Here is a 25941-nt window from a genome sequence, read left to right as displayed (position 1 = left end):
GAAATTTCTGACTGGAAACTAAAAGCCGTCTAAAATTTGTCTTCAATCCATTGCCGGACACGCTGGCGCCTGCGGGCGGCGCGCTGGTCCGGTTACACAAGAAATCCTTCACATGACATATCGTTTGGTGCACCTGCTTGCGGGTTCCGCGCTGCTGTTCGCCGTCGGCGCCGCCGGCGCTGCCGTTTCCATGGATGAAGCTGCTCCTGCCCTGCAGGAGGACGGCGTGCCGCGCTTCGAAATCCGCCGCTTCGATGTCCAGGGCAATACCCTGCTCACGCCCGCGCAGGTGCAGGCCTTGCTGGCGCCGTTTACGGGTGTACAGCGCAACTTTTCCGACATTGCCCGCGCCGTCGAGGCGCTGGAAGGGGCTTACCGCGCGCGTGGCTACAGCGCCGTGCAGGTACAGCTGCCCGAACAGGAACTGGAACGGGGTGTGGTGCGCCTGAACGTGCTGCAAACGCCGCTGGGCAAGGTGGCCATCAGCGGCAATACCCATGTCGACGAAGCCAACGTGCGGCGCGCCTTGCCCGCCCTGCGCGAAGGCGAGACGCCGAACTTGCCGGCCCTGTCGCAAAGCCTGAAGCTGGCCAATGAAAACCCGGCGCGCAAGATCGAAGTGCGCCTGCAGGCCGACGAACCGGCGGGCGCTATCGACGCCATCGTTGCGGTGGCCGATGAAAAGGCCTGGAAAGCCATGCTCAACGTGGACAACACGGGCAGTGCGCAGACGGGCAAGACGCATGTGGGTGTGGTGCTGCAGCACGCCAACCTGTTCGGCCGCGACCATGTCGCCAGCCTGCAATACACGAGCAGCCTGGAAAAGCCGGACAAGGTGGGCGTGTACGGCGCCGGCTACCACTTGCCGCTGTACGCGCTGGGCGACTCGATGGATTTCTTTGCCAGCTATTCGAACGTCGATTCGGGCAGCGTTTCGGCCGGCATCTTCGACCTGGCCGTCAGCGGCCAGGGCAGCATGGCCGGCATCCGCTACAACCAGAACTTTGCCCGCAGCGACGATTTCGAACCCAAGCTCGTGTACGGCATCGATTACAAGGCTTACCGCAACAGCGTGCAATTGTTCGGCATGGAACTGGGCGCCGACGTCACCGTGCATCCGCTCAGCGTCAGCTACATCGGCAACTGGACCTTGCCCACGGGCGAGACCAGCGTGGCCGTCACGTTCGCGCACAATATTCCCGGTGGCAAGCATGGCGCGCAAGCCGATTTCGACCGCGTGCGCGCGCATGCGAAGGCGGCCTACAACACCGTGCGCCTGAGCGCCAGTTCGGGCCGCGTGCTGGCCGGCGACTGGCAATGGCGCGCGCTGGTCAATGCGCAGGTCACGCCGGACGCGCTGGTGCCGGGCGAGCAGTTCGGCGCCGGCGGCGCCGCGTCCGTGCGGGGCTTTGCCGAACGCGAGGTGGCCAATGATTCGGGCGTCAACCTGAACCTGGAACTGTACACGCCGAACTGGTGCGGCCAGGCGCTGGGCTACCAATGCCGCGCGCTGGCTTTCTACGACACGGCCTGGCTGCGCCGCAACCATGCGCTGCCCGGCGAGAGCGCTTCGCAAGGCATCAGCAGCGGCGGACTCGGCTTGCGTTTGCTGCTGAGCCGCTACGCCAATCTGCAACTCGATTACGCCCATGTCGTCAATGGCGGCGACACGGGACAGCGGGGCGCCAACCGCCTGCATTTCCGCCTCGCCTTGGCCTACTAGCATCAGGATGAACACCATGCACACTCACGTCCAGCACGCTTCCGTTTTCATCCTGACGCCACCCTTTGCGCCGCCCTTGCGCCGCACGGCGCTGGCGCTGCTGCTCGCCGGCTGCTTCGGCGCGGCGCAGGCCAATCCCGCCTTGCCGCAGGTGGTCAATGGACATGCCACGTTCAACCAGCAGGGCAATGTGTTCTCGATCACGAACACGCCCAACACCATCATCAACTGGCAGAGCTTTTCCATCCATGCGGGCGAAATCACGCGCTTCATCCAGCAAAACGGCAATAGCGCAGTGCTCAACCGCATCACGGGACAAGACCCCAGCAAGATCCTGGGCAGCCTGGAATCGAACGGCAAGGTATTCCTGATCAATCCGAACGGCATCGTCTTTGGCCAGGGCGCGACAGTGAACGTGAACGGCCTGGTGGCATCCAGCCTGGGCCTGTCGAACGAGGACTTCCTGGCCGGCAAGCGCCAGTTCACGGCGGGCGGCGTGGCCGGCAGCGTCGGCAATGCGGGCACCATCAACGGGGGCAAGGGCGGGCAAGTGCTGCTGATCGCGCCGAACGTGGAAAACACGGGCATCATCACGGCGCCGAACGGCGAAGTGATCCTGGCGGCCGGGCGCAGCGTGCAGCTGGCCGACCCCGGCAATCCGCAATTGCGCGTGCTGGTTTCGGCGCCAGCCGACCAGGCGCTGAACCTGGGCCAGATCATCGCCCAGGGCGGCAGCATCGGCATGGCGGGCGCGCTGGTCAGCCAGCGCGGCGTGCTCAACGCGAACAGCGCCGTCGTCGGCGAGCATGGGCGCATCGTGCTCAAGGCCAGCGGCAAGGCGCTGCTCGAAGGGGGCAGCGTCACCAGCGCCACGGGCGCGGCGGGCAAGGGCGGCGAGATCCAGGTGCTGGGCGAGCAGGTGGGCTTGCTGGGCAATGCGAGCATCGATGCCAGCGGCGCCACGGGCGGCGGCACGGTCTTGCTGGGCGGCGACTACCAGGGCAAGAACGCGGCCGTGCAGAATGCGCGCCAGGTGCTCATCGGCAAGGACGCCACGGTGGCCGCCGATGCCACCGGCAACGGCAACGGCGGCAAGGTCATCGCCTGGGGCAATGAATCGGCGCAGGTGCACGGCAGCATTTCCGCGCGCGGCGGCGCACAGGGCGGCGACGGCGGCCTCGTGGAAACCTCGGGCCATTCCCTGGCCGTGGACGGCATCCGCGTCGATACGAGCGCGCGCCGCGGCAAGCGCGGCAGCTGGCTGCTCGATCCCTACGATATCGACGTGGTGCAGGGCGGCGGCGGCAGCCTCGGCGACGTGGACGAGTTTGCCGAAGGTCCGCCCTCCAGCAGCACCAGCATCGGCGCCGACGTGATTTCTCACGCCAACAGCAACGTGACCCTGCAGGCCCAGCACCGCATCAATTTCAGCAGCGCCGTCAATATGCTCAATCCCGGCATCGGCCTGAGCGCCACGGCGGGCGAGACGATCAATGTGTATGCGGCCATCAGCACCAACGGCGGCAATGTGACCTTGTCGGCCAACGACGCCAGCAGCGGCGGCGCGTATGGTCCCGGTTCGAATATCCACCTGAACGCGCCGATCACGACGAACGGCGGCAATGTGTCGCTGTCCGGCGCCAGCGTGGCGGGCAGCGGCGTGGTCAGCGTCGGCAGCGGCAACCTGTCCCTGCGCGCCAATTTCTCGGGCGGCGAAATCAACCTGACGGGCGGCGGCGCAAGGCTGACGGGCAGCGGCGCCGCCGGCCAGACGGTGACCTTGCAGGCAGACAGCATCAGCCTCGGCGGCACGCTGGATTTCGGCGGCACCGGCGGGCGCGCCAGCGTGGCGATCAAGCCCCTGAGCAGTTCGCGCCTCATCGACCTGGGCAGCAAGTCCGGCGGCGCCCTGGGCCTGGACGCGGCCGAGCTGGCCGGCATCTCGGCATCCTCGCTGAGCATCGGCGACGGCAGCAACACGGGCGGCATGCGCATCTCGAATGCGATCAATCTGGCGGGCGACCTGCGCCTCAATTCAGCTTCCCCCATCACGGCCACGGGCGCCGTCACGGTCGGCGGCCTGTTTGCCCTCGACGGCGGCGCGTGGACGCAAAATGCGTCCGGCCTGGCCGCTTTCTCGGCCAGCCGCTTCGCCATCGCGCCGGGCGCCAGCTTCCTGCGCGTGAGCGGCGGCGACGGCAGCACGGCCGCGCCTTACCAGATCGTCGATATCTACGGCCTGCAAGGCATCGGCAGCCTGGGGCTGGGCAACAACTACCGGCTGATGGGCAATATCGACGCCAGCGGCACTGCCAGCTGGAACCAGGGCGCCGGTTTTGCGCCCATCGCCGGCGGCGACGGCGCAGGGTATGCGGGCATGTTCGACGGCGGCGGTTTTGCCATCAACGGCCTGTACATCAATGCCCTGAATCCGACCGTCAGCTCCGGCGTGGGCCTGTTCGGCAAGGTGCAGGGGGGGACGGTGCGCAAGCTGGACCTGCAGAATGGCAGCGTGGCGGGGGTGAACAATGTCGGCGCGCTGGTCGGCCTGAATGTGGGCGGAACGCTGGACACCGTGCGCAGCAGCGCCGCGGTCAGCGGTGCCAGCGCCGTCGGCGGCCTGGTCGGCAGCAACGGCGGCACGCTGCGCAATGCCAGCGCCAGCGGCAACGTCGCGGGCATCAATGCGGTCGATGGCGGCAGCATCGGCGGGCTGGTGGGGACAAACCTGGCCGGCGCCAGTATCGATGCCGCCTACGCCACGGGCGACGTGACAGGCGCGCGCGACAAGGTCGGTGGCCTGGTGGGGAACAATGACGGCGCCATTGCGCAGTCCTACGCCACGGGCAGCGCCCGCGGCGCGGCCAATATCGGTGGCCTGGCGGGACGCAATGGCGGCAGCATCAGCGACGCCTACGCCACCGGCGCCGTCGGCGTGTCGGCCGATGGCGACCCGGCGGTGCCGCGCGCAAACTTGGGCGGGCTGATCGGCTGGAGCGTGGCGGGCAGCAGCGCCAGCCACGTCTACAGCAGTGGCGCCGTGGCTGGCAGCGGCTTTGCGGGCGGCACGGTGGGCGGGCTGGTGGGCCGCGCCGATGTGGGCGCGGGCATCGCATTCGGTTTCTGGAACTATGAGACGGCCGGCATCCAGATGGACCAGGGCGGCGCCAGCGGCCGCACCACGGCGCAGATGCAGCAGCAGGGCAGCTTCAACGATTTCAATTTCAGCAGCGTCTGGCGCATCTACGATGGCTATACGACGCCGATGCTGAAGGCGCTCCTGAAGCCGCTGCAAGTGAACGTGTCGGACAATGCCAGCGGCAAGGTCTACGATGGCCAGCTGGCCGCCTTCCTGGGCACGATAGGCTACGTGGGATTGCTCGATGGCGACACGGGCGTCAATGGCAGCCTCGGCTATGGGAGCAATGCACGCAATGTGGGCACCTACGGTCTGTCGGGGCTGTGGTCGACCAAGTACGACATCACCCTGGGCGGCACGACCACCTATGCCATCACGCCGCGCATCCTGACGGTGGGCATCGGCGGCAATGGCAAGGTGTATGACGGCAACCTGGGCTATGACGGTGCTACCTTTGTGCTGGGCAATGTGGTCGCGGGCGATAACATCAGCATCAGCGGCAGCGCCGCCTTCCTCGACAAGAACGCGGGCAGCGGCAAGGCCGTGCATGCCAGTGGCCTGGTCCTGGGCGGCAATGAACTGGGCAACTACAGCCTGGCCGCAAGCACCCAGGACGGCACGGCGGACATCACGGCGCGCGTGCTCAACTATGGCGTCACGGGCGCGCAAAGCCGCGTCTACGACGGCACGCTGCGAGCGGCCCTGGAGGGCTATTTTGAAGATCTGGTGGCGGGCGACCAGGTCGGCATGGCCGGTTTGCTGGGCAGCTTCCGCGACAAGAACGTGGGCAGCGGCAAGAGCGTCGACTACCAGGTGGCGACGGGCCACCTGACGGGCGCCGATGCGGGCAACTATGTGCTCAACGACTACACGGGCAGCACGACGGCCGATATCACGGCACGCGTCCTGAACGTGAGCTTTAACGGCATCAACAAGACGTATGACGGCACGACGGCCGCGCAAGTCGGCTTCGGCGACGACCGGGTCCAGGGCGACGCCTTGAGCGTGAGCGGCAATGGCGCGTTTGGCAACAAGAATGCGGGAACCGGCAAGGCCGTGAGTGTGACGAACGTGGCGTTGAGCGGTGGCGATGCGGGCAACTATGTGTTGAGCAGCAATGCGGGCAGCACGACGGCCGATATCACGGCGCGCACCTTGCACGTGAGCTTCAACGGCGTCAACAAGACCTATGACGGCACGACGGGTGCGCAAGTCGGCTTCGGCGACGACCGGGTCAGCGGCGACAGCCTGACGGTGGCGGGCAGCGCCGCGTTTGGCGACAAGAACGCGGGGGCGGGAAAAACCGTTGCCGTGACGAATGTGGGACTCGATGGCGCCGATGCGGGCAATTATGTGTTGAGCGCTCATTCCGGCAGCACCACGGCCGACATCGGCGCGCGCACCTTGCACGTGAGCTTTAACGGCGTCAACAAGACCTATGACGGCACGACGGCCGCGCAGGTCGGCTTCGGCGACGACCGCATCCAGGGCGACGCCTTGAACGTGAGCGGCAATGGCGCGTTTGGCAACAAGAATGCGGGAAGCGGCAAGGCCGTGAGTGTGACGAACGTGGCGTTGAGCGGCGGCGATGCAGGCAACTATGTGTTGAGTAGCAATGCGGGCAGCACGACGGCCGATATCACGGCGCGCACCTTGCACGTGAGCTTTAACGGCGTCAACAAGACGTATGACGGCACGACGGCCGCGCAGGTCGGCTTCGGCGACGACCGGATCAGCGGCGACAGCCTGACGGTGGCGGGCAGCGCCGCGTTTGGCGACAAGAACGCGGGGGCAGGAAAAACCGTCGCCGTGACGAATGTGGGCCTCGATGGCGCCGATGCGGGCAACTATGTGCTGGGCGCCTATTCCGGCAGCACCACGGCCGACATCGGCGCGCGCACCTTGCACGTGAGCTTTAGCGGCGTCAACAAGACATATGACGGCACGACGGCCGCGCAGGTCGGCTTCGGCGACGACCGCATCCAAGGCGACAGCCTGACGGTGGCGGGCAGCGCCGCGTTTGGCAACAAGAACGCGGGCACGGGCAAAACCGTCGCCGTGACGAATGTGGGCCTCGATGGCGCCGATGCGGGCAACTATGTGCTGAGCGCCCGCTCCGGCAGCACCACGGCCGACATCGGCGCGCGTGCGCTGAACCTGTCCGGCGTGGCGGGCAACAAGGTCTACGATGGCACGACGGGTGCCAGCCTGGTCCTCGGCGATGACCGTCTTGCCGGCGACAGCTTGACGGCTTCGGCGGTGGCCAACTTTGCGGACAAGAACGTGGGCGCGGCCAAGGCCGTGCAGCTGAGCGGCGCGGCCTTGGCGGGCGCCGATGCGGGCAATTACTTTATCGTCTTGCCCACAGGCTTGCTGGCCAGCATTACGCCCGCCAGCCTGACCCTGGCCGGCCTGAGCGCGGCCGGCAAGGTGTATGACGGTACGGTTTCCGCGACGGTCAGCGCGTCGGCAAACGGCGTGCTGGGCCAGGATGTGGTCAGCGTGGTGGGCGGCAGCGGCAGTTTTGCCGACAAGAACGCGGGTGCGGGCAAGCTGGTGACGGCCAGCGGCTTCCGCCTGGCGGGCGCCGACGCGGGCAACTATACCCTGGAAACGACGGGCGGCACGACGCAGGCAGCGATCGCCCAGAAGCAGATGTCCACGTGGATCGGCAGCGGCAACGGCTTGTGGAGCGACGCCGCCAACTGGGACGGCGGCGTGGTGCCGGAAGGCGCGAACGTGCTGGCTGTCGACTTCAGCAACAGCAAGGGCATCGTGACCTACAACGCGGCGGCCGGCAATACCGTCCTGAAAAACCTGAATTCGGCATCGGGCTTGCTGTTGACGGGCGGCAGCCTGACTCTCGGTGAAAGCGCGCTGGACCGCTCCGTGCTGGGCGGCCTGGCCGGCCTGGAAATCAACGGCGGCAGCCTGCTGCTGAACGGCAGCCTGTCGGCCGACCGTTATGCGCAAGGCGGCGGGGTGTTGAGCGGCAACGGTAACTTGCTCGTCGCCAACAGCTTCCGCCAGACGGCCGGCGCCATCCGGCTGGCGGGCCAGCTGGCCATCACGCAGGCGAGCGGCGATTTGCGCTTTGCCAGCCTGGCGGCCAACGAGGTGAAATTGAGTGCCCTGAACGGCGCCATCGGCCAGGACGGTGTGCTGCTTGCCGGCAGCCTGGCTGCGCAGGCGCAAAACGGCATCGTGCTGGGCAATGCGGGCAACCAGGTGGGCAGTTTTACCGCCAGCAACAGCGCTGGGGGCGGCATTGCGCTGAACAATACTTCGGCGCCGGGCAGCCTGGTCCTGGGAACCTTGGTCACGGGGGCGGGCAATATCGCCATCGACAACACGGGCGCCATCGCCGCTGGCAATATCAATGCGAACGGCGGCAACGTGAGCGTGACGGCGCATAGCCCCGTCACCGTCAACGGCAAGATCCAGGGCAACGATATTGCGCTCAATGCCAGCACGGACGTGGTGCTGGGCAATGGCGCGCAGCTGGCAGCGGCGCGCGACATCAGCCTGGCGGCCGGCGGCGACGTCCGCCTCGAAGGCAATGCCCAGGTTCTCGGCGGCGGCAATTTCAGCGCCAGCGCGGGCGCCAATGTGCGCTTTGCGGACACGGCAAGTGTCACCTTGCCGGCAGCGGCCGGCATGAGCGTGCTTGCGAAAGCGGGCAGCATCACGGGCGCGCCGGGCGTGCGCATCAACCGCCAGCGCACCGGCGTGACCTTGCTGGCGCCGAATGGTGCGGTGAACATGGCGGACGCCATCTTCCTGCCGGCGACCACCGTCGACAAGCCTGTCATCGATGCCAGCGCCAGCGCCGCCATCGTTGACGCCTTGCGCATCATCAAGCAGGCCGACCGTACCGACGACCCGCTCGCTTCCGCGTCGCCAGCCAAGGATGATGACAAGAAGAAAGACGGCAAGGATGTTGCCGACGCCACAGATAAACCCACAGGATACAAATACGATGATGCCGCTAAAAAAATGTACTGCAATTAAGGCCTTGTTGTGGCTGGCCCTGATGTGCGCGGGCGCGCACGCCTGGGCGGGACAGGTGGCGGGCACGGTGATGCAGCTGAGTGGTCCGCTGATGGCCAAGAAGGCCGATGGCAAGGTGAAAATCCTGGCCATCAAGTCCGAAGTCGAGCAGGGCGACACCTTGCTGACAGAAAAGGAGACCTATGCCTTGATCAAGCTGATCGACAATAGCGAAATCACCCTGAAGCCGAATACCAGTTTCGTGATCGAGCAATTCAGCTATGTGGCCGAACAGCCCGATGGCGACCACGCTATCTTCAGCCTGCTCAAGGGGGGCTTGCGTTCCGTCACGGGCTTGCTGGGCAAGCGCAACAAGGAGCGTTTCGAGATGAAGACGCCGGCCGCCACCATCGGCATCCGCGGCACGACGTTTGTTGCCACCTATGTGCCGGCCTCGGCACCTGCACCGGCATCGTCGGTGCCCACTGTGCCGCTGCCGGGAGGGGGGACGAGGGCGCCGGGCCTGTATGTCCAGGTGCTCGATGGCCTGATTCATGTGACCAATCCGGGCGGGACGCAAAATTTTGCTGCCGGGCAATTTGGTTTCACGCCAAGCTTCAAGCAGCCGCCCGTGATCCTGCCTGCCAATCCCGGCATCCCGTTCACGCCGCCGCCGGCGTTTTCGGCATCGCCGCTATCGAGCACGGGCGCTGCCAGCGGCAAGCCGGCCGCCATCGATTGCGTCGTGCGTTAAACATCGTCAAACAAGCCCGGCACACCGTGCAAATAGGGCTTGACCTTCCCATCATGGGATAGCAGATCCTGACCCTATTCGTTACTCTTTCGTACAGGATCTGCCATGCACCAGACCACACTCGCTCCCGCCAATTCCAGTCCTCCTCCGCCTTCTGCCGGTGCCGCGCATGCGCAGGCGCTGGCCATCGAAGGCATGAGCTGCGCCTCGTGCGTGGGCCGCGTGGAAAAGGCCCTGGCCGCCGTGCCCGGCGTGACCCAGGCCAGCGTCAACCTGGCCACGGAAATGGCCAAAGTCACGTCCAGCACGCCGATTCCCCTGGCCACCTTGCAGGCGGCCGTGGAAAAGGCCGGCTACACGGTGGCGCAGCGCGAGATCGACCTCGATATCGCCGGCATGACGTGCGCCTCTTGCGTGGGCCGGGTGGAAAAAGCCCTGCTGAAGGTGCCGGGCGTGCTGGCCGCCAGCGTCAACCTGGCCACGGAAAGCGCGCGCATCACGGTGACGGGCGGCCTGGAGGCGGGTACTCTGATCGCCGCCATCGGCAAGGCCGGCTATGACGCCACGGCGCCCGCCGCCAGCCAGGCCAGCGCGCCCGCCGTGCTGCCCAACCGCGACGGTCTGAAAGTGGCGCTGGCCGCCATCCTCGCTTTTCCCCTCATGCTGCCCATGCTGCTCGAATGGGCCGGCATCCATCTGATGCTGCCCGGTGCTCTGCAATTCGCGCTGGCCACGCCCGTGCAATTCTATTTTGGCGCGCGCTTCTACAAGGCGGGCTGGAAGGCGGCGCGCGCGGGCAGCGGCAATATGGACTTGCTGGTGGCGCTGGGCACGAGCGCCGCGTACGGCTTGTCCGTCTACCAGTGGCTGACGGCCGGTGAAATATTGCCGCACCTGTACTTTGAAGCGTCGGCCGTCGTCATCACCCTGGTGTTGCTGGGCAAATGGCTGGAAAGCCGCGCCAAGCGCCAGACGGCCTCGGCCATTCGCGCTCTGCAAGTCTTGCGCCCGGAATCGGCCCGCGTGCGCCGCGATGGCATCGAGCTGGACTTGCCCGTGGAACAGGTCAAGGTGGGCGACCTGGTGGTGATCCGTCCCGGCGAACGGGTGGCCGTCGATGGCGTGGTGGTGGAAGGCGCCAGCCAGATCAACGAGTCGCTGATCACGGGTGAAAGCTTGCCTGTCGATAAGCATGTGGGCGACAAGGTCACGGGCGGTGCCATCAATGCGGACGGCTTGCTGCTGGTGCGCACGCAAGCCGTGGGCGGCGAGACGACCTTGTCGCGCATCATCCGCCTGGTGGAAGATGCGCAGGCGGCCAAGGCGCCCATCCAGCACCTGGTCGACAAGGTCAGCGCGATTTTTGTTCCCGTGGTGCTGGTGCTGGCGCTGCTGACCATGCTGGGCTGGTGGTTCGCCACGGGCGAGCTGGAAAACGCCATCATCAATGCCGTGGCCGTGCTCGTCATTGCCTGCCCCTGCGCGCTGGGCCTGGCCACGCCGACGGCCATCATGGCGGGCACGGGCGTTGCTGCCCGTTACGGCATCCTGATCAAGGATGCGGAAGCGCTGGAAGTGGCGCACGCCGTCAATACCGTCGTGTTCGACAAGACGGGCACCTTGACGGTGGGAAAACCTGCTCTGGCGGCCCTGCATGCGCACGGCATCGAGGAAACGCGGCTGCTGCAACTGGCGGCCAGCATTCAGCGCGGCAGCGAACACAGCCTGGCTACGGCCGTGCTCGATGCTGCTGCCCTGCGCCACATCGCCCCCTTGCCCGCCACGGCCCTGTCGGCCTTGCCGGGCCGGGGATTGGCGGCCAGTGTGGATGGCCTGGAATTGAAACTGGGCAGCACGCGGCTGATGCAGGAGTTACAGGTGGACATGACGCCGCTGGCGGCCCAGGCCTTGTCGCTGGAAGCCACGGGCAACACGATCTCGTGGCTGGCGATGGGCACGCAATTGCTGGGCCTGTTCGCCTTTTCCGACCAGGTCAAGCCCAACGCGCAGCAGGCGATTGCCCATCTGCACAGCCTGGGCATCCGCACGGTGATGCTGACGGGGGATAATCAGGGCAGCGCGGACGCCGTCGGCAAGGCCCTGGGCATCGACACGGTGGCGGCGAAAATGCTGCCGGCCGATAAAACCGCTAAAATCATCGCCTTGAAAGGCGAGGGCGCGAAGGTGGCCATGGTGGGCGACGGCATCAACGATGCGCCCGCGCTGGCGGCCGCCGACGTGGGCATCGCCATGTCGACGGGCACGGACGTGGCCATGCATGCGGCCGGCATCACGTTGATGCGCGGCGATCCGGCCCTGGTAGCGGACGCCATCGATATCTCGCGCCGCACGTACAGCAAGATACGGCAGAATCTGTTCTGGGCTTTCATTTATAACCTGATCGGCATTCCGCTGGCCGCGTTCGGCTTGCTCAACCCCATGGTGGCGGGCGCGGCGATGGCCTTCAGTTCCGTCAGCGTGATCAGCAATGCCCTGTTGCTGCGCCGCTGGAAAGCGCGCAGTCATGCAGGTAGCGCGCAAACCAAGGAGTCATAGGATGAATATCGGCCAGGCAGCCAGCGAAACGGGCGTATCGGCGAAAATGATACGCTACTACGAGAGCATTTCCTTATTAAAACCCAGCGCCCGCAGCGACGCGGGTTACCGCATCTACACACCGAACGACTTGCACGCCTTGCGTTTCATCAAGCGCGCGCGGGGCTTGGGGTTTTCGCTGGAACAGATCCGCGAGCTGCTGTCGCTGTGGCAAAACGACCAGCGCGCCAGCGCGGACGTGAAAGGCATTGCCCTGGCCCATGTGGCCGATTTGAATCAGCGCATCGCCGAACTGACGGAAATGCGCGATACCCTGGCCCACCTGGCGCAATCGTGCCACGGCGACGACAAGCCCGATTGTCCCATCCTGCAAAGCCTGGGCCTGGCCGGTGAAGCGGACGCGAAAGCATGTTGCCATTGATGTAAATCAACGGAGGTGTGTATGGCCTATGAACTGTACTACTGGCCCACGATCCAGGGACGCGGAGAATTCATCCGCCTGGCGATGGAAGAGGCGGGCGCCGACTACCGCGACGTCGCCCGCTTGCCCGCGCGCCAGGGGCAGGGCGTGCCCGCCATGCTGGCCTGCCTCGATGGCGCCAGCGTGCCCCATGCCGCCTACGCGCCGCCCGTGCTGCGCGACGGCGACTTGCTGATCGGCCAGACGCCGAACATCCTGCTGTACCTGGGCCGGCGCCTGGGCCTGGCGCCGCGCGCGGAAAGCGGCTGGCTGTGGCTGAACCAGCTGCAGCTGACGATGGCCGACTGGCTGACGGAAGTGCACGACACGCACCACCCGCTGTCGATGAATCAATATTACGCAGAGCAAAAGCAGGCGGCGCTGCTGCGCAGCGCGGATTTCCGCGAAACACGTTTGCCCAAATTCCTCGATTACTTCACCCAAGTCCTGTTGAACAGCCGCGGCCAGTATCTGGTGGGTTCAAAACTCACGTATGGTGACCTGTCGCTGTTCCAGATGCTGGCGGGCCTGCGCTATGCGTTTCCGCAAGCCATGGCGCGCCTGGCGCCCCGGTATCCGGCCCTGTGCGCGCTGCACGACGCCGTGGCGGCGCGGCCGAATATCGCCCGCTACCTGCGGTCGAAGCGCCGCATCCCGTTCAATGAGGACGGCATCTTCCGCCATTACCCTGAACTGGACGGGTAAACAAAAACAGCCGGCGCATCGGCCGGCTGTCGTGTCCTTGCTGTTTTATTGCGCGCTGGTGACGGGATAACCGGCATCGACGATGGCGGCGCTGATGGCGCCCAGTTCGGCCGGCGATTCCACCGTGACGCGCTTGCTGGCCAGGTCGATCTGCACCTGGGCTTGCGGATCGATGTTGTGCACCGCTTTCGTGACCGAGCCGACGCAATGGCCGCAGCTCATGTTTTCAACTTGTAACTGATACATGGCAAGCACTCCTTCAATGGTTAAGTGCTTCCACTGTAATCCTTGCCCCGGTGGTAAGGTCAAGCGGAAGCGGGATCGCGTTTCTTCGCGCACGTCAATCGCGCAGGCCGTTAATGAAGCAGATAGTCGTGTGCTTGCATGGGCGGCGGCAGGTTGTCGTCCTGCACGGATTCGCGCAAGCTGATCTCGATGGCGCGGCACATGGCCGACAGGGGCAGGTCGTTGGCGTCTTCGCCGAACGGTTCCTCGATCTCGTCGCCCAGCGCATCGAGGCCAAAGAAAGTGTAGGCGACGATGGCGACGACGAAAGGCGTCATGAATCCCAGCGAATCGACCAGGCCGAAGGGCAGCAGGAAGCAGTACAGATACGCCGTGCGGTGCAGCAGCAGCGAGTACGAGAACGGAATCGGCGTGCTGCGGATGCGTTCGCACGAGGCGCCCGCCGCCACCATGGCCGAGACCGTGTTATCGATCTGCGTGGCGAGGATGCTGTCGATACGGCCCTGCTGTATGCAGCCGGCCAGGTCGTGGCCCATCTGCAGCATCAGATAGTCGGACGGATTGGCGGCCTTGCAAGCGGCTTCCCATTCGACCGGGCGCAGCAGCGGCTGCAATTCGTCCGGCCCGCGCGTGTCGCGCAGCTGGTGGCGCAGCGCGTGGCAAAAGGCGATGGTGCGGTAAATCATGCGCACGCGGACATCGTCCAGGCCCAGCCTGGCGTGGGCCGGCGTGTCGCTGCGTATCATGGTCTGGCACTGGCGCGAGAAATTTCGGCTGCGCAACACCAGTTCGCCCCACAGCTTGCGCGCTTCCCAGTAGCGGTCGTAGGCGGCCGTGTTGCGAAAGCCCAGGAAGATGGCCAGGGGCAAGCCGATCAGGGTGAACGGGATGGTGGTCAGGATGACCTTGTGGTCGAACAGGGTGCCGTGGCACCAGGTGACGAGGGTGGCGATCAGCGTGTTGACGATGAGGGTGGTGCGGATGCGCGGCAGGACGGAGCCGCGCACCACGAGGAACAGCCTTAGCGCCGATGGACGCTCGCGCACGATCATGATGGGCTCCCTGTCGGGTGCTGGGGTGGCGGGAGAAACCGCGCCCTGTTCTTGTTATGGAAAAACCATTGTGTGGAATGGCAGAGTGGCAAGTGCCGGGAACAAAAAGCCCGCAGTGTGTGCGGGCTGAGCTGGGTGTGCATGGGACGCAGTGTAGGGGAGACGGCATGAGTATAGGCCGCCGTTCCGCTTCCGGCCAATTCACAGTGATAATGGGTCTTATTCATTTCATGAATGAATATTTCATTTGTAAGTTAATGTGTGAATTCAGTGGCCGGCATCCCGTCCTTGGCGCAGCTTCTTGCGGTGTTCTTCCTGCTGCCGTTTCAATGCGGCACTGGCTGCATAGTCGTTGCGGAACCACGTCCGGTGCTTGCTGCGGCCTGGCCAGCTGCAGTTGAGCACATTTGCCACGTCCGCGCAGTCGCAGGCACAGTCGAGCAAGGGCACGTCGCAGTCGCAGTACCCCGCCTGAGCCTGGCGGCGCGCACTGCGGCGTGCCGGTGGCGGCAGCGCCAGGTGCTGGCGGTGCCGTTCTCCGCAGGCGCGCAGGCGCCGTTGCAGCAAGGGTAAACCTGTGCGCAAGCCATGGCGGGCGATGACCCGGTAGCCGTAGGCGGAACAGCTGTCGCGCCCCGTCAGCACGCGGTAGGCGCAGGAAAAACCTTTCCATGGCGACAGGTAGCGCCGGTAGGCGCGAATGGCCCACAGGGCCAGGTGCTTGCCGCAGGTATCGAGCGTGAGAATGATGCATCCTTTGCGATGGCCGTCAGGCAATGCTTCGAGCATACGACAGCTATGCCGAAATGCATAGCGCTGGGCCAGCATGAATTATCAATGTGACAAATGGATAGAATTGCTCAGGTTGCCTCTGTTAGGCTGAATGAGCGATTTGGAAATATTTCCTAAAGCAAATACGCCATCCCGATAGCCGCCGCCAGGGGAGCGACCAAGCCTGTTTATCCTTCCTGTGAAAGTGATCTGCATGTTTAAAGTTTCCAGCATCTGTCTCGCCACCCTGATCCTGTTGCAAGCGCCTGCCGGCTGGGCCGGCCAGCCGGCGCCCCTGAGCCAGCAGCAGCAAGCGCTGGCCGCGCAAATCGACGCTAGCATCGCGCCGTATTACAAGGCTGGCGATCCCGGCGCCATCGTCATCGTCGTCAAGGATGGCCAGCCGCTGCTGCGCAAGGCGTATGGCCTGGCCAGCGTGCAGGAAGGCACGCCCCTGACGCCGGACATGACGTTGCGCCTGGGGTCGATTTCCAAGCAATTCACGGCCGTCGCCATCCTGCTGCTGGCCGACCAGGGCAAGCTGGCCATCACCGATGACATCACGACATACCTGCCGGATTACCCGACCCACGGCAAGAAAATCACGATCGGGCAGCTGCTCGCGCACACGTCCGGCATCCACGATTACACGCGCAAGCCGGAATTCGTGCCCAACAGCACGAAAGACTTGAGCGTGGCGCAGATGATCGACTTCTTCAAGAACGATCCGCCCGACTTTGAACCGGGCACGCGGTGGAATTACAGCAGCTCGGGCTATTTCCTGCTGGGCGCGATCATTGAAAAAGCGTCGGGCCAGCCGTATGCCACGTTTGTGGAACAGCAGATCTTCGTGCCGCTGGGCATGAACGATACGGCCTATGAAGGCCACGAGCGCCAGCCTGCCACGCGCGCGGCCGGGCATAGCCGTTCGGGCGAGGCCTATGTGCCGAACTTGCACCTGAGCATGACGCAGCCGTATGCGGCCGGCGCCCTCGTTTCCACCGTGGACGACCTAGCGCGCTGGGATGCGGCCATTTCGGATGGCAAGCTGCTCAAGGCCGCCACTTGGCAGCTGGCGTTCACGCCGGCCAGGCTGAACGATGACAAGGCGACCCGTAACGGCCTGGGCTGGAAGGTGGGCACCTGGCAAAACACCCCCGTCATCCACCATAGCGGCGGCATCAATGGGTTTGCCACGTATGCGATGCGCTTGCCGAAGGAAAAAGTCTACGTGGCCGTGCTGGAAAACTCGGACACGGGCCTGGTCGATCCGGACGTGGTGGCCCGCAAGGCGGCCGCCATCGCCGTGGGCCGGCCTTATCCGGAGATCAAGGTCATCACGCTCAAGCCCGCCATCCTCGATGCATATGCGGGCGTGTACGCCATCAATGACAAGGCCGGCTACACGATCCGCAACTTCGAGGGCACCTTGCTGCTGCAGCGCACAGGACGCCCGGCGCAGCGCATGCTGGCCTACTCGCCCAATGGTTTTCTGATTGAAAACACGCTCACCACTGCCGAGTTCGAGCGGGGGCCGAAAGGCGAAGCCCAGCTGATCCTCAACGATGGCGGCGAGTCGAAGTCCGTGCATGAGCGGGCCAGCGCCGTCAAGCCGGCCCGGGCCGTGGTTGCCATGACGCCCGCGCAATTCGACGCCTACGTGGGCCGCTATGCGCTGGCGCCCGAGGTGTACCTGGAAGTGACGCGCGAAGGCGACAAGTTCTTTGCCCAGGTAACGGGTTTCCGCAAGCTGTCCATGCTGCCCATGAGCGAGATGGCCTTCTTCTCGAACGAAGTCGATGCGGAAGTGCGTTTCAGCAAGGGTGCCGACGGCAAGACCGAGCAACTGGTACTGCGCCAGGAAGGGCAGGACATGCCGGCCAAGCGGGTGAATTAAGCGTCTTTTGCACTCCAGCCTGCCGGTCAGCGCATGCTGCCGGCAGGTACTGGTTGCGCGGTGGCAATCAGGCTGCCATTGCTTTCAAACCATACCAGCCGAACGCCACCAGCCACGCCAGCAAGATCGCCAGCCCCGGCAGCAAAAGCCACTTCGTCACGGACTCTTCCCACGCCACGTACGGCTGGCCGCCGCGGGCGATGGCCAGCAGCGCCTGGCCGCCATTCAGGCCGGCAAACGGCAGCAGGTTGAACGCACACAGTTTGAGCGACAGCAGGGCGAATACCGCGGCAAAGCCGTGGGTACGGGCAAACGCATCACCTTCGCCCAGCAGTTCCTGTGCCGTGCTCATGGGCGCCAGCGCCCCATGCACGATCTGGCCGAACGCTGCCGTAAAGCTGTTCCAGCCCTGCATTCCCAGGATGCCCAGCGCCAGGGCCAGCAGCACGGCCACGCCGCTCAGCGGCAGCAGCACCTGCTTCCACAGGGGCTGGAAGTTGTAGGCGTCAAGACAGGGATCGTCGTCATACAAGGTTTCTTCGCGCGTATCTTTCAGTGCCACATTGCCGGCCAGCGGCAGCAGCTTGAGCTGGACTTTCCCCACCGCCAGCAGCGTTGGCCCCACGCCATAGCTGACCGTGCGCACGCTGATGCCAAAGGCGCGGGCGCACGCGGCCATGACGGAAATGTGGATGACCATGAAGAGGACTAGGCAGAACAGCAACTGGAGGGCGGGATGCATCGGATACGGTGTCCTGAAAGAAAGGAGCGGTATTAGACCATGCCGCGGGGAAAACTCGCGCACATGAAAAAAGCCCCGTCCGCATCGCTGCGGCCGGGGCTTTTCAATGACTGAAGCGGCTGGTGCCGCCCGTTACAACTTACAGCACTTCGCTGGCGTGGTCGGCCAGGCGCGAACGCTCGCCGCGGGCCAGGGTGACGTGGCCGCTGTGGGTCCAGCCCTTGAAGCGGTCGACCACGTAGGTCAGGCCGCTCGAGCCTTCCGTCAGGTACGGCGTGTCGATCTGGGCGATGTTGCCCAGGCACAGGATCTTCGTGCCGGGACCGGCGCGCGTGACCAGGGTCTTGACCTGTTTCGGCGTCAGGTTTTGCGCTTCGTCGATGATCAGGAACTTGTTGACGAAGGTGCGGCCGCGCATGAAGTTGAGCGACTTGATCTTGATGCGCGAGCGGATCAGGTCTTGCGTTGCCGCACGGCCCCATTCGCCGCCATCGGAGTCGGACTTGTTCAGCACTTCCAGGTTGTCGTCGAAGGCCCCCATCCATGGCGACATTTTTTCTTCTTCCGTGCCTGGCAGGAAACCGATGTCTTCGCCGACGGGCACCGTGACGCGGGTCACGATGATTTCATTGTAGAGCTTGGTTTCCAGCACTTGCGCCAGGCCCGCGGCCAGGGCCAGCAGGGTCTTGCCGGTACCGGCCTGACCCAGCAGGGTGACGAAGTCGCATTCCGGGTTCATCAGCAGGTTCAGCGCGAAGTTCTGCTCGCGGTTGCGCGCCGTCACGCCCCACACATTGTTCTTCGTGTGGCTGAAGTCGCGCAGGGTTTGCAGCACGGCCGTCTTGCCGTTGATCTGCTTTACCTGGCCGTAGAACGGCGTTTCGCCGTTTTTCGGTTCCAGGTAGATGAACTGGTTGACCAGCAACGATGGAATGAACGGTCCCGTCACGCGGTAGAACGTGGAGCTGTAGCCGTTCTTGCTTTCCTGCCACGATTCCATGTCCTTGCCATGCTTGTTCCAGAAATCGTCCGGCAATTGCACGATGCCCGAGTACAGCAAGTCCGTGTCTTCCAGCACATGGTCGTTGAAGTAGTCTTCGGCCGGCAAGCCCAGGGCGCGCGCCTTGATGCGCATGTTGATGTCCTTCGACACCAGCACGACGGGGCGGCCATCCTGTTCCGACTCGAGCGAGCGCACGACGGCCAGGATCTGGTTGTCGGCCTTGCCAACTGGCAAGCCAGCCGGCAGGTCGGCGCTTTGCAGGCGGGTCTGGAAGAACAAGCGGCCCTTGGCATCCTTGTTGCCCAGCTTGGACAGCGGGATGCCATGCTCGATGGCGTCGTCATCCGTATTGCTGATCAGGGCATCGAGGGTACGCGAGACCTGGCGTGCATTGCGCGCCACTTCCGTCATGCCCTTCTTATGGTTGTCCAGCTCCTCCAGGGTCATCATCGGCAGGTACACATCGTGTTCCTCGAAGCGGAACAGCGACGATGGATCGTGCATCAGCACGTTGGTGTCGAGCACGAACAGCTTGCTGATGCCGCGCTGGTCGGCGGCGCGGCTGGCGGACGACTTGAGCTGCACTTCCACGGCCTTGTGCTTGGCCGGATGCGGCTGCTCGGCCTGCTTGACGGACTTGATCGGCGTGACCTTGCCTTTTGCGGCCGGCGAGGCTTTTGCAGGGGCAGCAGGCGCGGCAGCGGGGGGGGCCGCAGCCGGCGCTGGCTTGGCGACCATCAGGGCCGCCACTTGCTTGATCTTCGTGGCCGCATTGCGGACCGGCTTGGCAACTTCGGCGATCGCCGCTTCAATAATCGGTGCAGCCACTTTCTTGGCTGCCGGGGTTTTGGTGGCCGGGCGCGCTGCGCCTGCGGTTGGGTAATCTTGGGTGGCCAGGATGGTGGCTGGCTTGCTCGGTAATTTTGGCAGTGGCATCAGGATCTCAATCAAAAAATTTCTGGAATGAATCGCCCATGGGCAGCCAGCTTCTGGCGGCACTTCTCATGGGGTGGATGCGGGGGAACAACAATGCTACAGGACGAGAAACTGCCGGAAGGCCGGCAGCATGGCCGGTCATGGACGCCATCGGCGGGCTGCAGGCCCGCCTGGCGGAGTGGGTGGAGGCGCTTCGTTGACTCAAAATGGCGATAGGTACCGTGAACTGGACTGCGGTTGAACTAAGCTCGCTGTAAGCCGGCAACGCGCATGTGATCAAAAAAGCCGATCAATTCAGACGCGCCACGAATTCCAGCACTTCTTCCACGTGAGTTGCGACCTTCACGCCTCTCCATTCTTTCACCAATCGGCCCTGGGCGTCAATCACAAACGTGCTGCGTTCGACGCCGCGGACCGTCTTGCCGTACATCTGTTTCATCTTCATGACGTTAAACAGCAGGCAAACGGCTTCGTCCGGGTCGGAAATGAGCTCGAACGGCAGGTCCAGCTTGGCTTTGAAGCTTTCGTGCGAGCGCAGGGAATCGCGGCTGATGCCGTAGATTTCCACGCCGGCGGCGGTAAATTGCGGATAGGCGTCACGGAAGGCGATGTTTTCAGTGGTGCAACCAGGAGTGTTGTCCTTCGGATAGAAAAACAGCACCGTGGCTTTGGCCGGGCGGCCCAGCAATTGAAAGGTCTTGCCGCTGGTCATGGCGGCGCTAAAGTCGGGTATGCTAACGAGGGATTGGCTATCAGCCACAGGTTCTCTCCTGAACGGTGATCATCAGCGCTGTTTTTTTATCTGGCAACGCATCCAGGTGCAACAATACAGCATTCAAGCCGCTTTGCCCTGCACAATCAGGCGTCCGGAACGCCCAGGCAACTCATCCCAGGTAACGGGGCAAACGGGCAAATCCGTATCTTTTATCTTTTCATAATAATCGCCCATCGCTGCAAACTGGTAGCCCTGGGCTTTCCAGCCAGCCAGCAGTTGTTCGAAAATGGGGGCGAGTTTCTGTCCTTCAAGTTCCGCATGCAAGGTATATACGTGATCGCGCGGGTTTTCCGCCGTCAGCGACAGGATATGCGCGGCGACATTGCCGGTCGTGATCAGTTTGCCGTCGATTTCGCAGCCCAGCAGCTCATCGAGGGTGGGCAGGGTGGTGGGCAATTGCACGCAGTTGAGTATCGTGTTGCCATTGCGCACGCGGTGCGGGCCATTCGTCGGATGCAGCATGGCGCCGCGCGCGTCGAGCATGGCGCGGCCATCGGAGGCAAAGCGGTAGCCGGCCGTGTCGTGCTCGACAAAGGCGCTGACATTCATTTGCCAGCCGGCCGCGCCGTGCGTGTGCGGCGCCACGCCAAACACCTGCTCGTAGCGGTTGGCGGCCTTGCGCATCATGTTGATGGTCCAGGCAGCGTTGCGCCTGGCCACATTGTCTTGCCACAGGGTGTGATCCCAGGTGTGGATGCCGCACTCGAAACCGGCATCGCGCACGGCGCGCATTTGCGCCGCGCAGAGCTTGCCGATATCGGGTCCCGGCAACAGGGTGCCGTACATCAATGTTTTCAAGCCATAGTGCTCGACCACCGAAGTGCGCGACACCTTGCTGAAAAAACCGGGCTTCAAGGCGCGCCGCAAGGCCCACCCCGTGTGGTCGGGGCCCAGCGAGAACAGAAAGGTGGCCTTGGCCTGGTGCGCGGCCAGCATGCGCACCAGATTGCCCATGCCTTCGCGGGTGCCGCGATAGGTATCGACGTCGATCTTCAGGGTCAGGAACGGCTTGCTCAACATTAATCCATCAAGGCTTTGGCTTGGGCTACCTGGCTGCGGTAGGCGTCAAAGATATTGCGCAGGGAATCGGCCATGGTGGTGGTCGGCGCCCAGCCCAGTTCTTCGCAGGTATTCGTGATTTTCGGCACGCGGTTCTGCACGTCCTGGTAGCCGGCGCCATAGTAGGCACCCGACGTCGTTTCCACGATTTTCACGTGTTTCGCGCCTTCGGCGTATTCCGGGTACTCGGCAGCCAGGGTCAGCATCATGCCGGCCAGGTCGCGGATCGAGTAATTGTTGATCGGATTGCCAATGTTGTAGATTTTGCCGCTGGCGATGCCATTCTTGTTCGCAATGATGCGGATCAATGCATCGATGCCGTCGTCGATATAGGTGAACGCGCGTTTCTGCGCGCCGCCGTCGACCAGCGAGATGTTCTCGCCGCGCACGATGTGGCCGAAGAATTGCGTCACCACGCGCGAGGAACCTTCTTTCGGCGTGTGGATCGAATCCAGGCCGGCGCCGATCCAGTTGAATGGACGGAACAGGGTGAAGTTCAAGCCTTCCATGCCGTAGCCCCAGATCACGCGGTCCATCAGCTGCTTGGCGTTCGAATAGATCCAGCGCGGCTTGTTGATCGGGCCGCAGATCAGTTCCGAATTTTCCGGATCGAATTCTTCGTCGTGGCACATGCCATACACTTCCGAAGTCGACGGGAAGACCAGGTGCTTGCCGTACTTGGCGGCCGAGCGGACGATAGGCAGGTTGGCTTCAAAGTCCAGTTCGAACACGCGCAGCGGCTGCTTGACGTAGGTCGATGGCGTGGCGATGGCCACCAGCGGCAGGATCACATCGCATTTCTTGATGTGGTACTCGACCCATTCCTTGTTGATCGTGATGTCGCCTTCGAAGAAGTGCATGCGCGACTTGTAGTTGTCATCTTCCAGCAATTCCGTGATGCGGTCCGTGTTCATGTCCATGCCATACACATGCCAGTCGGTGGTTTCCAGAATGCGCTTGGACAGGTGGTGGCCGATGAAGCCGTTGACGCCTAAGATGAGGACTTTTTTCATATGAGATTCTCTTGTGTGATATCAGTGTGTGCTGACGCGGGCGGTCAGACTTGCTTGCAATTGCTGAGCCGAAACCGGCTCCCCGGCAGCCCTCAGCGCGGAAATGGCCAGCATGCGGCCGTCTCCGCAGACGCCAAAGATGCAATTATCCACTACCGCCAAGCCCGGTGGCAAACTTCCTGCGGAACGCTTGCTCAAACGGGCTTTTTCGATGATGTAAATGACATTATTGACTTCGGTAAAGGCACCGGGATAGGGAGGCGCCACGGCCCGGTGCAGGTTGTACACCTGCTGCGCGGGTAACTTCCAGTCGACCCGGCCATCTTCCGGCTTGCGGCCGCCAAAATAGCCGCCCTGGCGCAAATCGTTCAACAGCCGTGGCGCCGTGCCGTCCAGCAAGGCCGGCAGCACGCCCCACAGCGTTTGTTCCGCTGCCACGGTGACCTTGCCGAAGACTTCGAAAGCCGTGTCGTCGGGCAGGATGGGCACGGCCGTCTGCGCCACGATGGCGCCGGCGTCGGGCTTGACCGTCATTTCATGCAGGGTGGCGCCCGTCTCCGTGGCGCCATGCAGCACGGCCCAGTTGACGGGCGCGCGGCCGCGGAACTGCGGCAGCAGCGAGCCATGCATATTGTAGGCAGGAGCGACTTCCAAGATGCTAGCTGGCAACATGTGGCGGTAGTAAAAACTGAACAGCATGTCCGGTGTTGCCGCCTGTACCTGCGCCAGCAGCTCGGGCGCGCGCGCGTCCGATGGCGTGATGTAGGGGATGCCTTCTTCGCGGCACAGGCTGGCGACGGATTCGAACCACAGGTTTTCCGTGGGGCTGTCCTCATGCGTAACGACCAGGGCGATGTCGACGCCGCCGGCCAGCAGCACCTTGATGCAGCGCACGCCCACATTGTGGTAGCCGAAGACGACGGCGCGCGGGGCGCCCATCAGCGGCCCACCTGGCGCTTTTCCAGGCGCACATACGACGGCGCCTCGGCTTCCGCCTGGGTCATGCCGTCTTGCAAGATGGTTTGCACCACATAGCGGGGACGGGCACGCACTTGCTGGAAGATGCGTCCCACGTATTCGCCCACCAGGCCGATGCCGAACAGGATCACGCCCATGAAGAAGAAGGCGATGGCAAACAGGGTGAACACGCCTTCGGCTTCCGCGCCCAGCAGGAAGCGGCGTACCAGCAGGAAGATCACCAGCAATGCCGAACCCAGCGACATCGCCATGCCCAGCATGGAAAAGATTTGCAGGGGAATCAGCGAAAAGCCCGTGACGAGGTCGAAATTGAGACGAATCAGGCTGTACAGCGAGTATTTCGACTCGCCGGCCGAGCGTTCCTCGTGCTCGACGGTAATTTCCGTAGGCTTGCGGGCAAACGTGTAGGCCAGGGCGGGTACGAAGGTATTGACTTCGGCGCACTGGTTGACGAGGTCGATGACATTGCGGCCATACGCGCGCAACATATTGCCCTGGTCGGTAATCTTGATGTTGGTGATGCGCTCGCGCAAGCGGTTCATCATTTTCGATGCCAGGGTGCGCCAGGCGGAATCCTGGCGCTTGCGGCGGATCGAACCCACGTAATCGTAGCCTTCGCGCATCTTCGCCACGAGGTTGCCGATTTCTTCGGGCGGATTCTGCAGGTCGGCGTCGAGCGTGATCATGATCTGCCCGCGCGAAGCTTCAAAACCGGCCAGGATGGCCATGTGCTGGCCATAATTGCCGTTGAATAAGATCACGCGCGTGACGTCGGGGCGCTGGCGGAACTGTTCCGCCAGGATGGCCACCGAATTGTCGCGGCTGCCGTCATTGACGAAGAGGATCTCGTAGCTGGTCTGCAAGGCGTCCAGGGCCGGGTACAGGCGCGCGAACAGGCTGGCCAGGCCATCCTGCTCGTTGTAGATGGGAATAATAATGGACAGTTCAGGTTTCATCGGCGCGCTGCTCACTTGATGAGGATGGATTTGACGGTGGCGACGGCCCGCTCCACGTCCTGTGTCGTCATGGCGTAGAACATCGGCAAGGTCACGGTCAGGCGGCCGATTTTTTCCGAGACGGGGAACATGCCCTCGGTAAAGCCGCGTTCGCGGTACATGGTAAACAAGTGGATCGGTGCGTAATGATAGCCCGTTCCCACGTTTTGCTGCGCCATTTGCTGCATGAACGCGGCACGCGTGCCGGGGCCATTGTCGGGCAGGATGATCTGGAACAAATGCCAGTTGCTGTTCTCAAAATCCTGCACGGGCAGCTGGGCGCCGCTCTGCGCTTCGAAATCGCTGCCGAATTGCGCGAAATAGTGGCGTGCCAGTGCGCGGCGGTGGGCCGTGATCGCTTCGATATTGGCAAACTGGCCCAGGCCGATGGCAGCCATGATGTCGCTCATGTTGTATTTGCCGCCGAGCACATCGACATCGATGCCGTCGACGCCGCTGCGCGTGACGCCCTGCAGCCGGTATTTCTCGGCCAGCTTTGCTTCTTCCAGGTTGTTCAGGACCAGCGCGCCGCCTTCGCCCGTGGTGATGTTCTTGTTGGCCTGGAAGCTGAACGAGACGAAGTCGCCAAATGAACCGATGCGCTTGCCTTTCCAGGTGGAGCCGAACGCTTGCGCCGCGTCTTCCACGACTCTCAATTTGTACTTGTCCGCAATTGCGTACAGGCGGTCCATGTCGACGGGCAGGCCCGACAGGTAGACGGGAATGATGGCTTTCGTGCGGGGCGTGATGGCCGCCTCCAGCTTGTCGAGGTCGATATTGCGCGTGACGGGGTCGATATCGGCAAACACGGGCGTGGCGCCCACTTCGATGATGACGTTGGCCGTCGCTACCCACGACACGGGCGTGGTGATGACTTCGTCGCCGGGGCCGATGCCGGCGATGCGCAGCGCGATTTCCATGGTGCAGGTACCCGAATTGAAGGTGCGCACGGGGCGTCCGCCGAAATATTCGGACAGCTGGGCTTCGAAGGCTTGCACTTTCGGGCCGCTGGTGATCCAGCCCGAGCGCAGCACCTCGCCGACGGCGGCGATGGTCGCTTCATCGATGGTGGGTTTGGAAAAAGGCAAAAAGGGCAGGGTAGAGGTCATGGGCGCGGTTCTTGGATCTGTATTTTGTCAGGGTATCG

Annotated in this window: 18 protein-coding genes; 7 read left to right on the top strand and 11 right to left on the bottom strand. The window is 63.7% G+C overall.

Going from position 1 to position 25941, the window contains the following annotated elements:
• Window positions 1-112: 112 nt before the first annotated feature.
• The 6 genes from GCN75_RS02565 (at window position 113) to GCN75_RS02540 (ending at window position 13327) form a co-directional block, all read left to right on the top strand.
• Window positions 113-1723, top strand: coding sequence for a ShlB/FhaC/HecB family hemolysin secretion/activation protein (locus GCN75_RS02565; RefSeq protein ID WP_152281204.1), 1611 nt, complete (start codon window positions 113-115; stop codon window positions 1721-1723).
• A gap of 16 nt (window positions 1724-1739) precedes the next feature.
• Window positions 1740-8873, top strand: coding sequence for a YDG domain-containing protein (locus tag GCN75_RS02560; protein ID WP_152281203.1), 7134 nt, complete (start codon window positions 1740-1742; stop codon window positions 8871-8873).
• 4 nt (window positions 8874-8877) lie between these two features.
• A complete protein-coding gene (locus GCN75_RS02555; RefSeq protein WP_319633279.1) occupies window positions 8878-9606 on the top strand; it encodes a FecR family protein in 729 nt (242 codons plus the stop codon).
• Window positions 9607-9711: 105 nt separating this feature from the next.
• Entirely contained in the window at window positions 9712-12162 is a 2451-nt protein-coding gene (locus GCN75_RS02550) for a heavy metal translocating P-type ATPase (protein WP_152281202.1), read from the top strand.
• 1 nt (window position 12163) lies between these two features.
• Complete coding sequence (gene cueR / locus GCN75_RS02545; RefSeq protein ID WP_152281201.1) at window positions 12164-12583, top strand: Cu(I)-responsive transcriptional regulator; 420 nt, start codon at window positions 12164-12166, stop codon at window positions 12581-12583.
• A gap of 21 nt (window positions 12584-12604) precedes the next feature.
• Window positions 12605-13327, top strand: a complete 723-nt coding sequence (locus GCN75_RS02540) for a glutathione S-transferase (protein WP_193317353.1) — start codon at window positions 12605-12607, stop codon at window positions 13325-13327.
• 45 nt (window positions 13328-13372) lie between these two features.
• On the opposite strand, the gene GCN75_RS02535 is transcribed toward GCN75_RS02540, so the two are convergent.
• The 3 genes from GCN75_RS02535 to yidD form a co-directional block, all read right to left on the bottom strand.
• Complete coding sequence (locus GCN75_RS02535) at window positions 13373-13573, bottom strand: heavy-metal-associated domain-containing protein (protein WP_152281199.1); 201 nt, start codon at window positions 13571-13573, stop codon at window positions 13373-13375.
• Window positions 13574-13683: 110 nt separating this feature from the next.
• Window positions 13684-14625: a bestrophin family protein gene (locus GCN75_RS02530; protein WP_152281198.1), complete on the bottom strand. Its 942-nt coding sequence runs from the start codon at window positions 14623-14625 to the stop codon at window positions 13684-13686.
• A 267-nt stretch (window positions 14626-14892) separates the two neighbouring features.
• On the bottom strand, window positions 14893-15414 hold the full coding sequence (gene yidD, locus GCN75_RS02525) for a membrane protein insertion efficiency factor YidD (RefSeq protein ID WP_152281197.1): 522 nt from the start codon (window positions 15412-15414) through the stop codon (window positions 14893-14895).
• Between the two features lie 196 nt (window positions 15415-15610).
• Here yidD and GCN75_RS02520 point away from each other — a divergent pair, with 196 nt between their 5' ends.
• Window positions 15611-17293: a serine hydrolase gene (locus GCN75_RS02520; protein WP_152281196.1), complete on the top strand. Its 1683-nt coding sequence runs from the start codon at window positions 15611-15613 to the stop codon at window positions 17291-17293.
• Between the two features lie 67 nt (window positions 17294-17360).
• Here GCN75_RS02520 and GCN75_RS02515 read toward each other — a convergent pair whose 3' ends face one another.
• The 8 genes from GCN75_RS02515 to GCN75_RS02480 all read right to left on the bottom strand — a co-directional run bounded on the left by GCN75_RS02515 (window position 17361) and on the right by GCN75_RS02480 (window position 25903).
• A complete protein-coding gene (locus GCN75_RS02515; protein WP_152281195.1) occupies window positions 17361-18035 on the bottom strand; it encodes a site-2 protease family protein in 675 nt (224 codons plus the stop codon).
• A 139-nt stretch (window positions 18036-18174) separates the two neighbouring features.
• Complete coding sequence (locus GCN75_RS02510) at window positions 18175-19974, bottom strand: PhoH family protein (protein ID WP_152281194.1); 1800 nt, start codon at window positions 19972-19974, stop codon at window positions 18175-18177.
• A gap of 289 nt (window positions 19975-20263) precedes the next feature.
• Window positions 20264-20734 (bottom strand): peroxiredoxin, encoded by a 471-nt coding sequence (locus GCN75_RS02505; RefSeq protein WP_152256888.1) that lies wholly within the window; start codon window positions 20732-20734, stop codon window positions 20264-20266.
• Between the two features lie 75 nt (window positions 20735-20809).
• The gene (locus GCN75_RS02500; RefSeq protein ID WP_152281193.1) at window positions 20810-21769 is read right to left on the bottom strand and encodes a polysaccharide deacetylase family protein; all 960 of its coding nucleotides are present in this window, start codon (window positions 21767-21769) and stop codon (window positions 20810-20812) included.
• Entirely contained in the window at window positions 21769-22821 is a 1053-nt protein-coding gene (locus GCN75_RS02495; RefSeq protein WP_152281192.1) for a bifunctional UDP-4-keto-pentose/UDP-xylose synthase, read from the bottom strand. Before GCN75_RS02495 ends, GCN75_RS02500 begins: the two co-directional genes overlap by 1 nt.
• Window positions 22822-22842: 21 nt before the next feature.
• Window positions 22843-23760: a formyltransferase gene (locus GCN75_RS02490; RefSeq protein ID WP_152281191.1), complete on the bottom strand. Its 918-nt coding sequence runs from the start codon at window positions 23758-23760 to the stop codon at window positions 22843-22845.
• Window positions 23760-24755, bottom strand: coding sequence for a glycosyltransferase (locus GCN75_RS02485; RefSeq protein ID WP_152281190.1), 996 nt, complete (start codon window positions 24753-24755; stop codon window positions 23760-23762). Before GCN75_RS02485 ends, GCN75_RS02490 begins: the two co-directional genes overlap by 1 nt.
• An 11-nt stretch (window positions 24756-24766) precedes the next feature.
• On the bottom strand, window positions 24767-25903 hold the full coding sequence (locus GCN75_RS02480) for a DegT/DnrJ/EryC1/StrS family aminotransferase (RefSeq protein WP_152281189.1): 1137 nt from the start codon (window positions 25901-25903) through the stop codon (window positions 24767-24769).
• Window positions 25904-25941 lie beyond the last annotated feature (38 nt).

Source organism: Janthinobacterium violaceinigrum (genome assembly GCF_009208555.1).
GTDB lineage: Bacteria > Pseudomonadota > Gammaproteobacteria > Burkholderiales > Burkholderiaceae_D > Janthinobacterium > Janthinobacterium violaceinigrum.
This window is presented reverse-complemented; position numbering and strand designations above follow the sequence as displayed.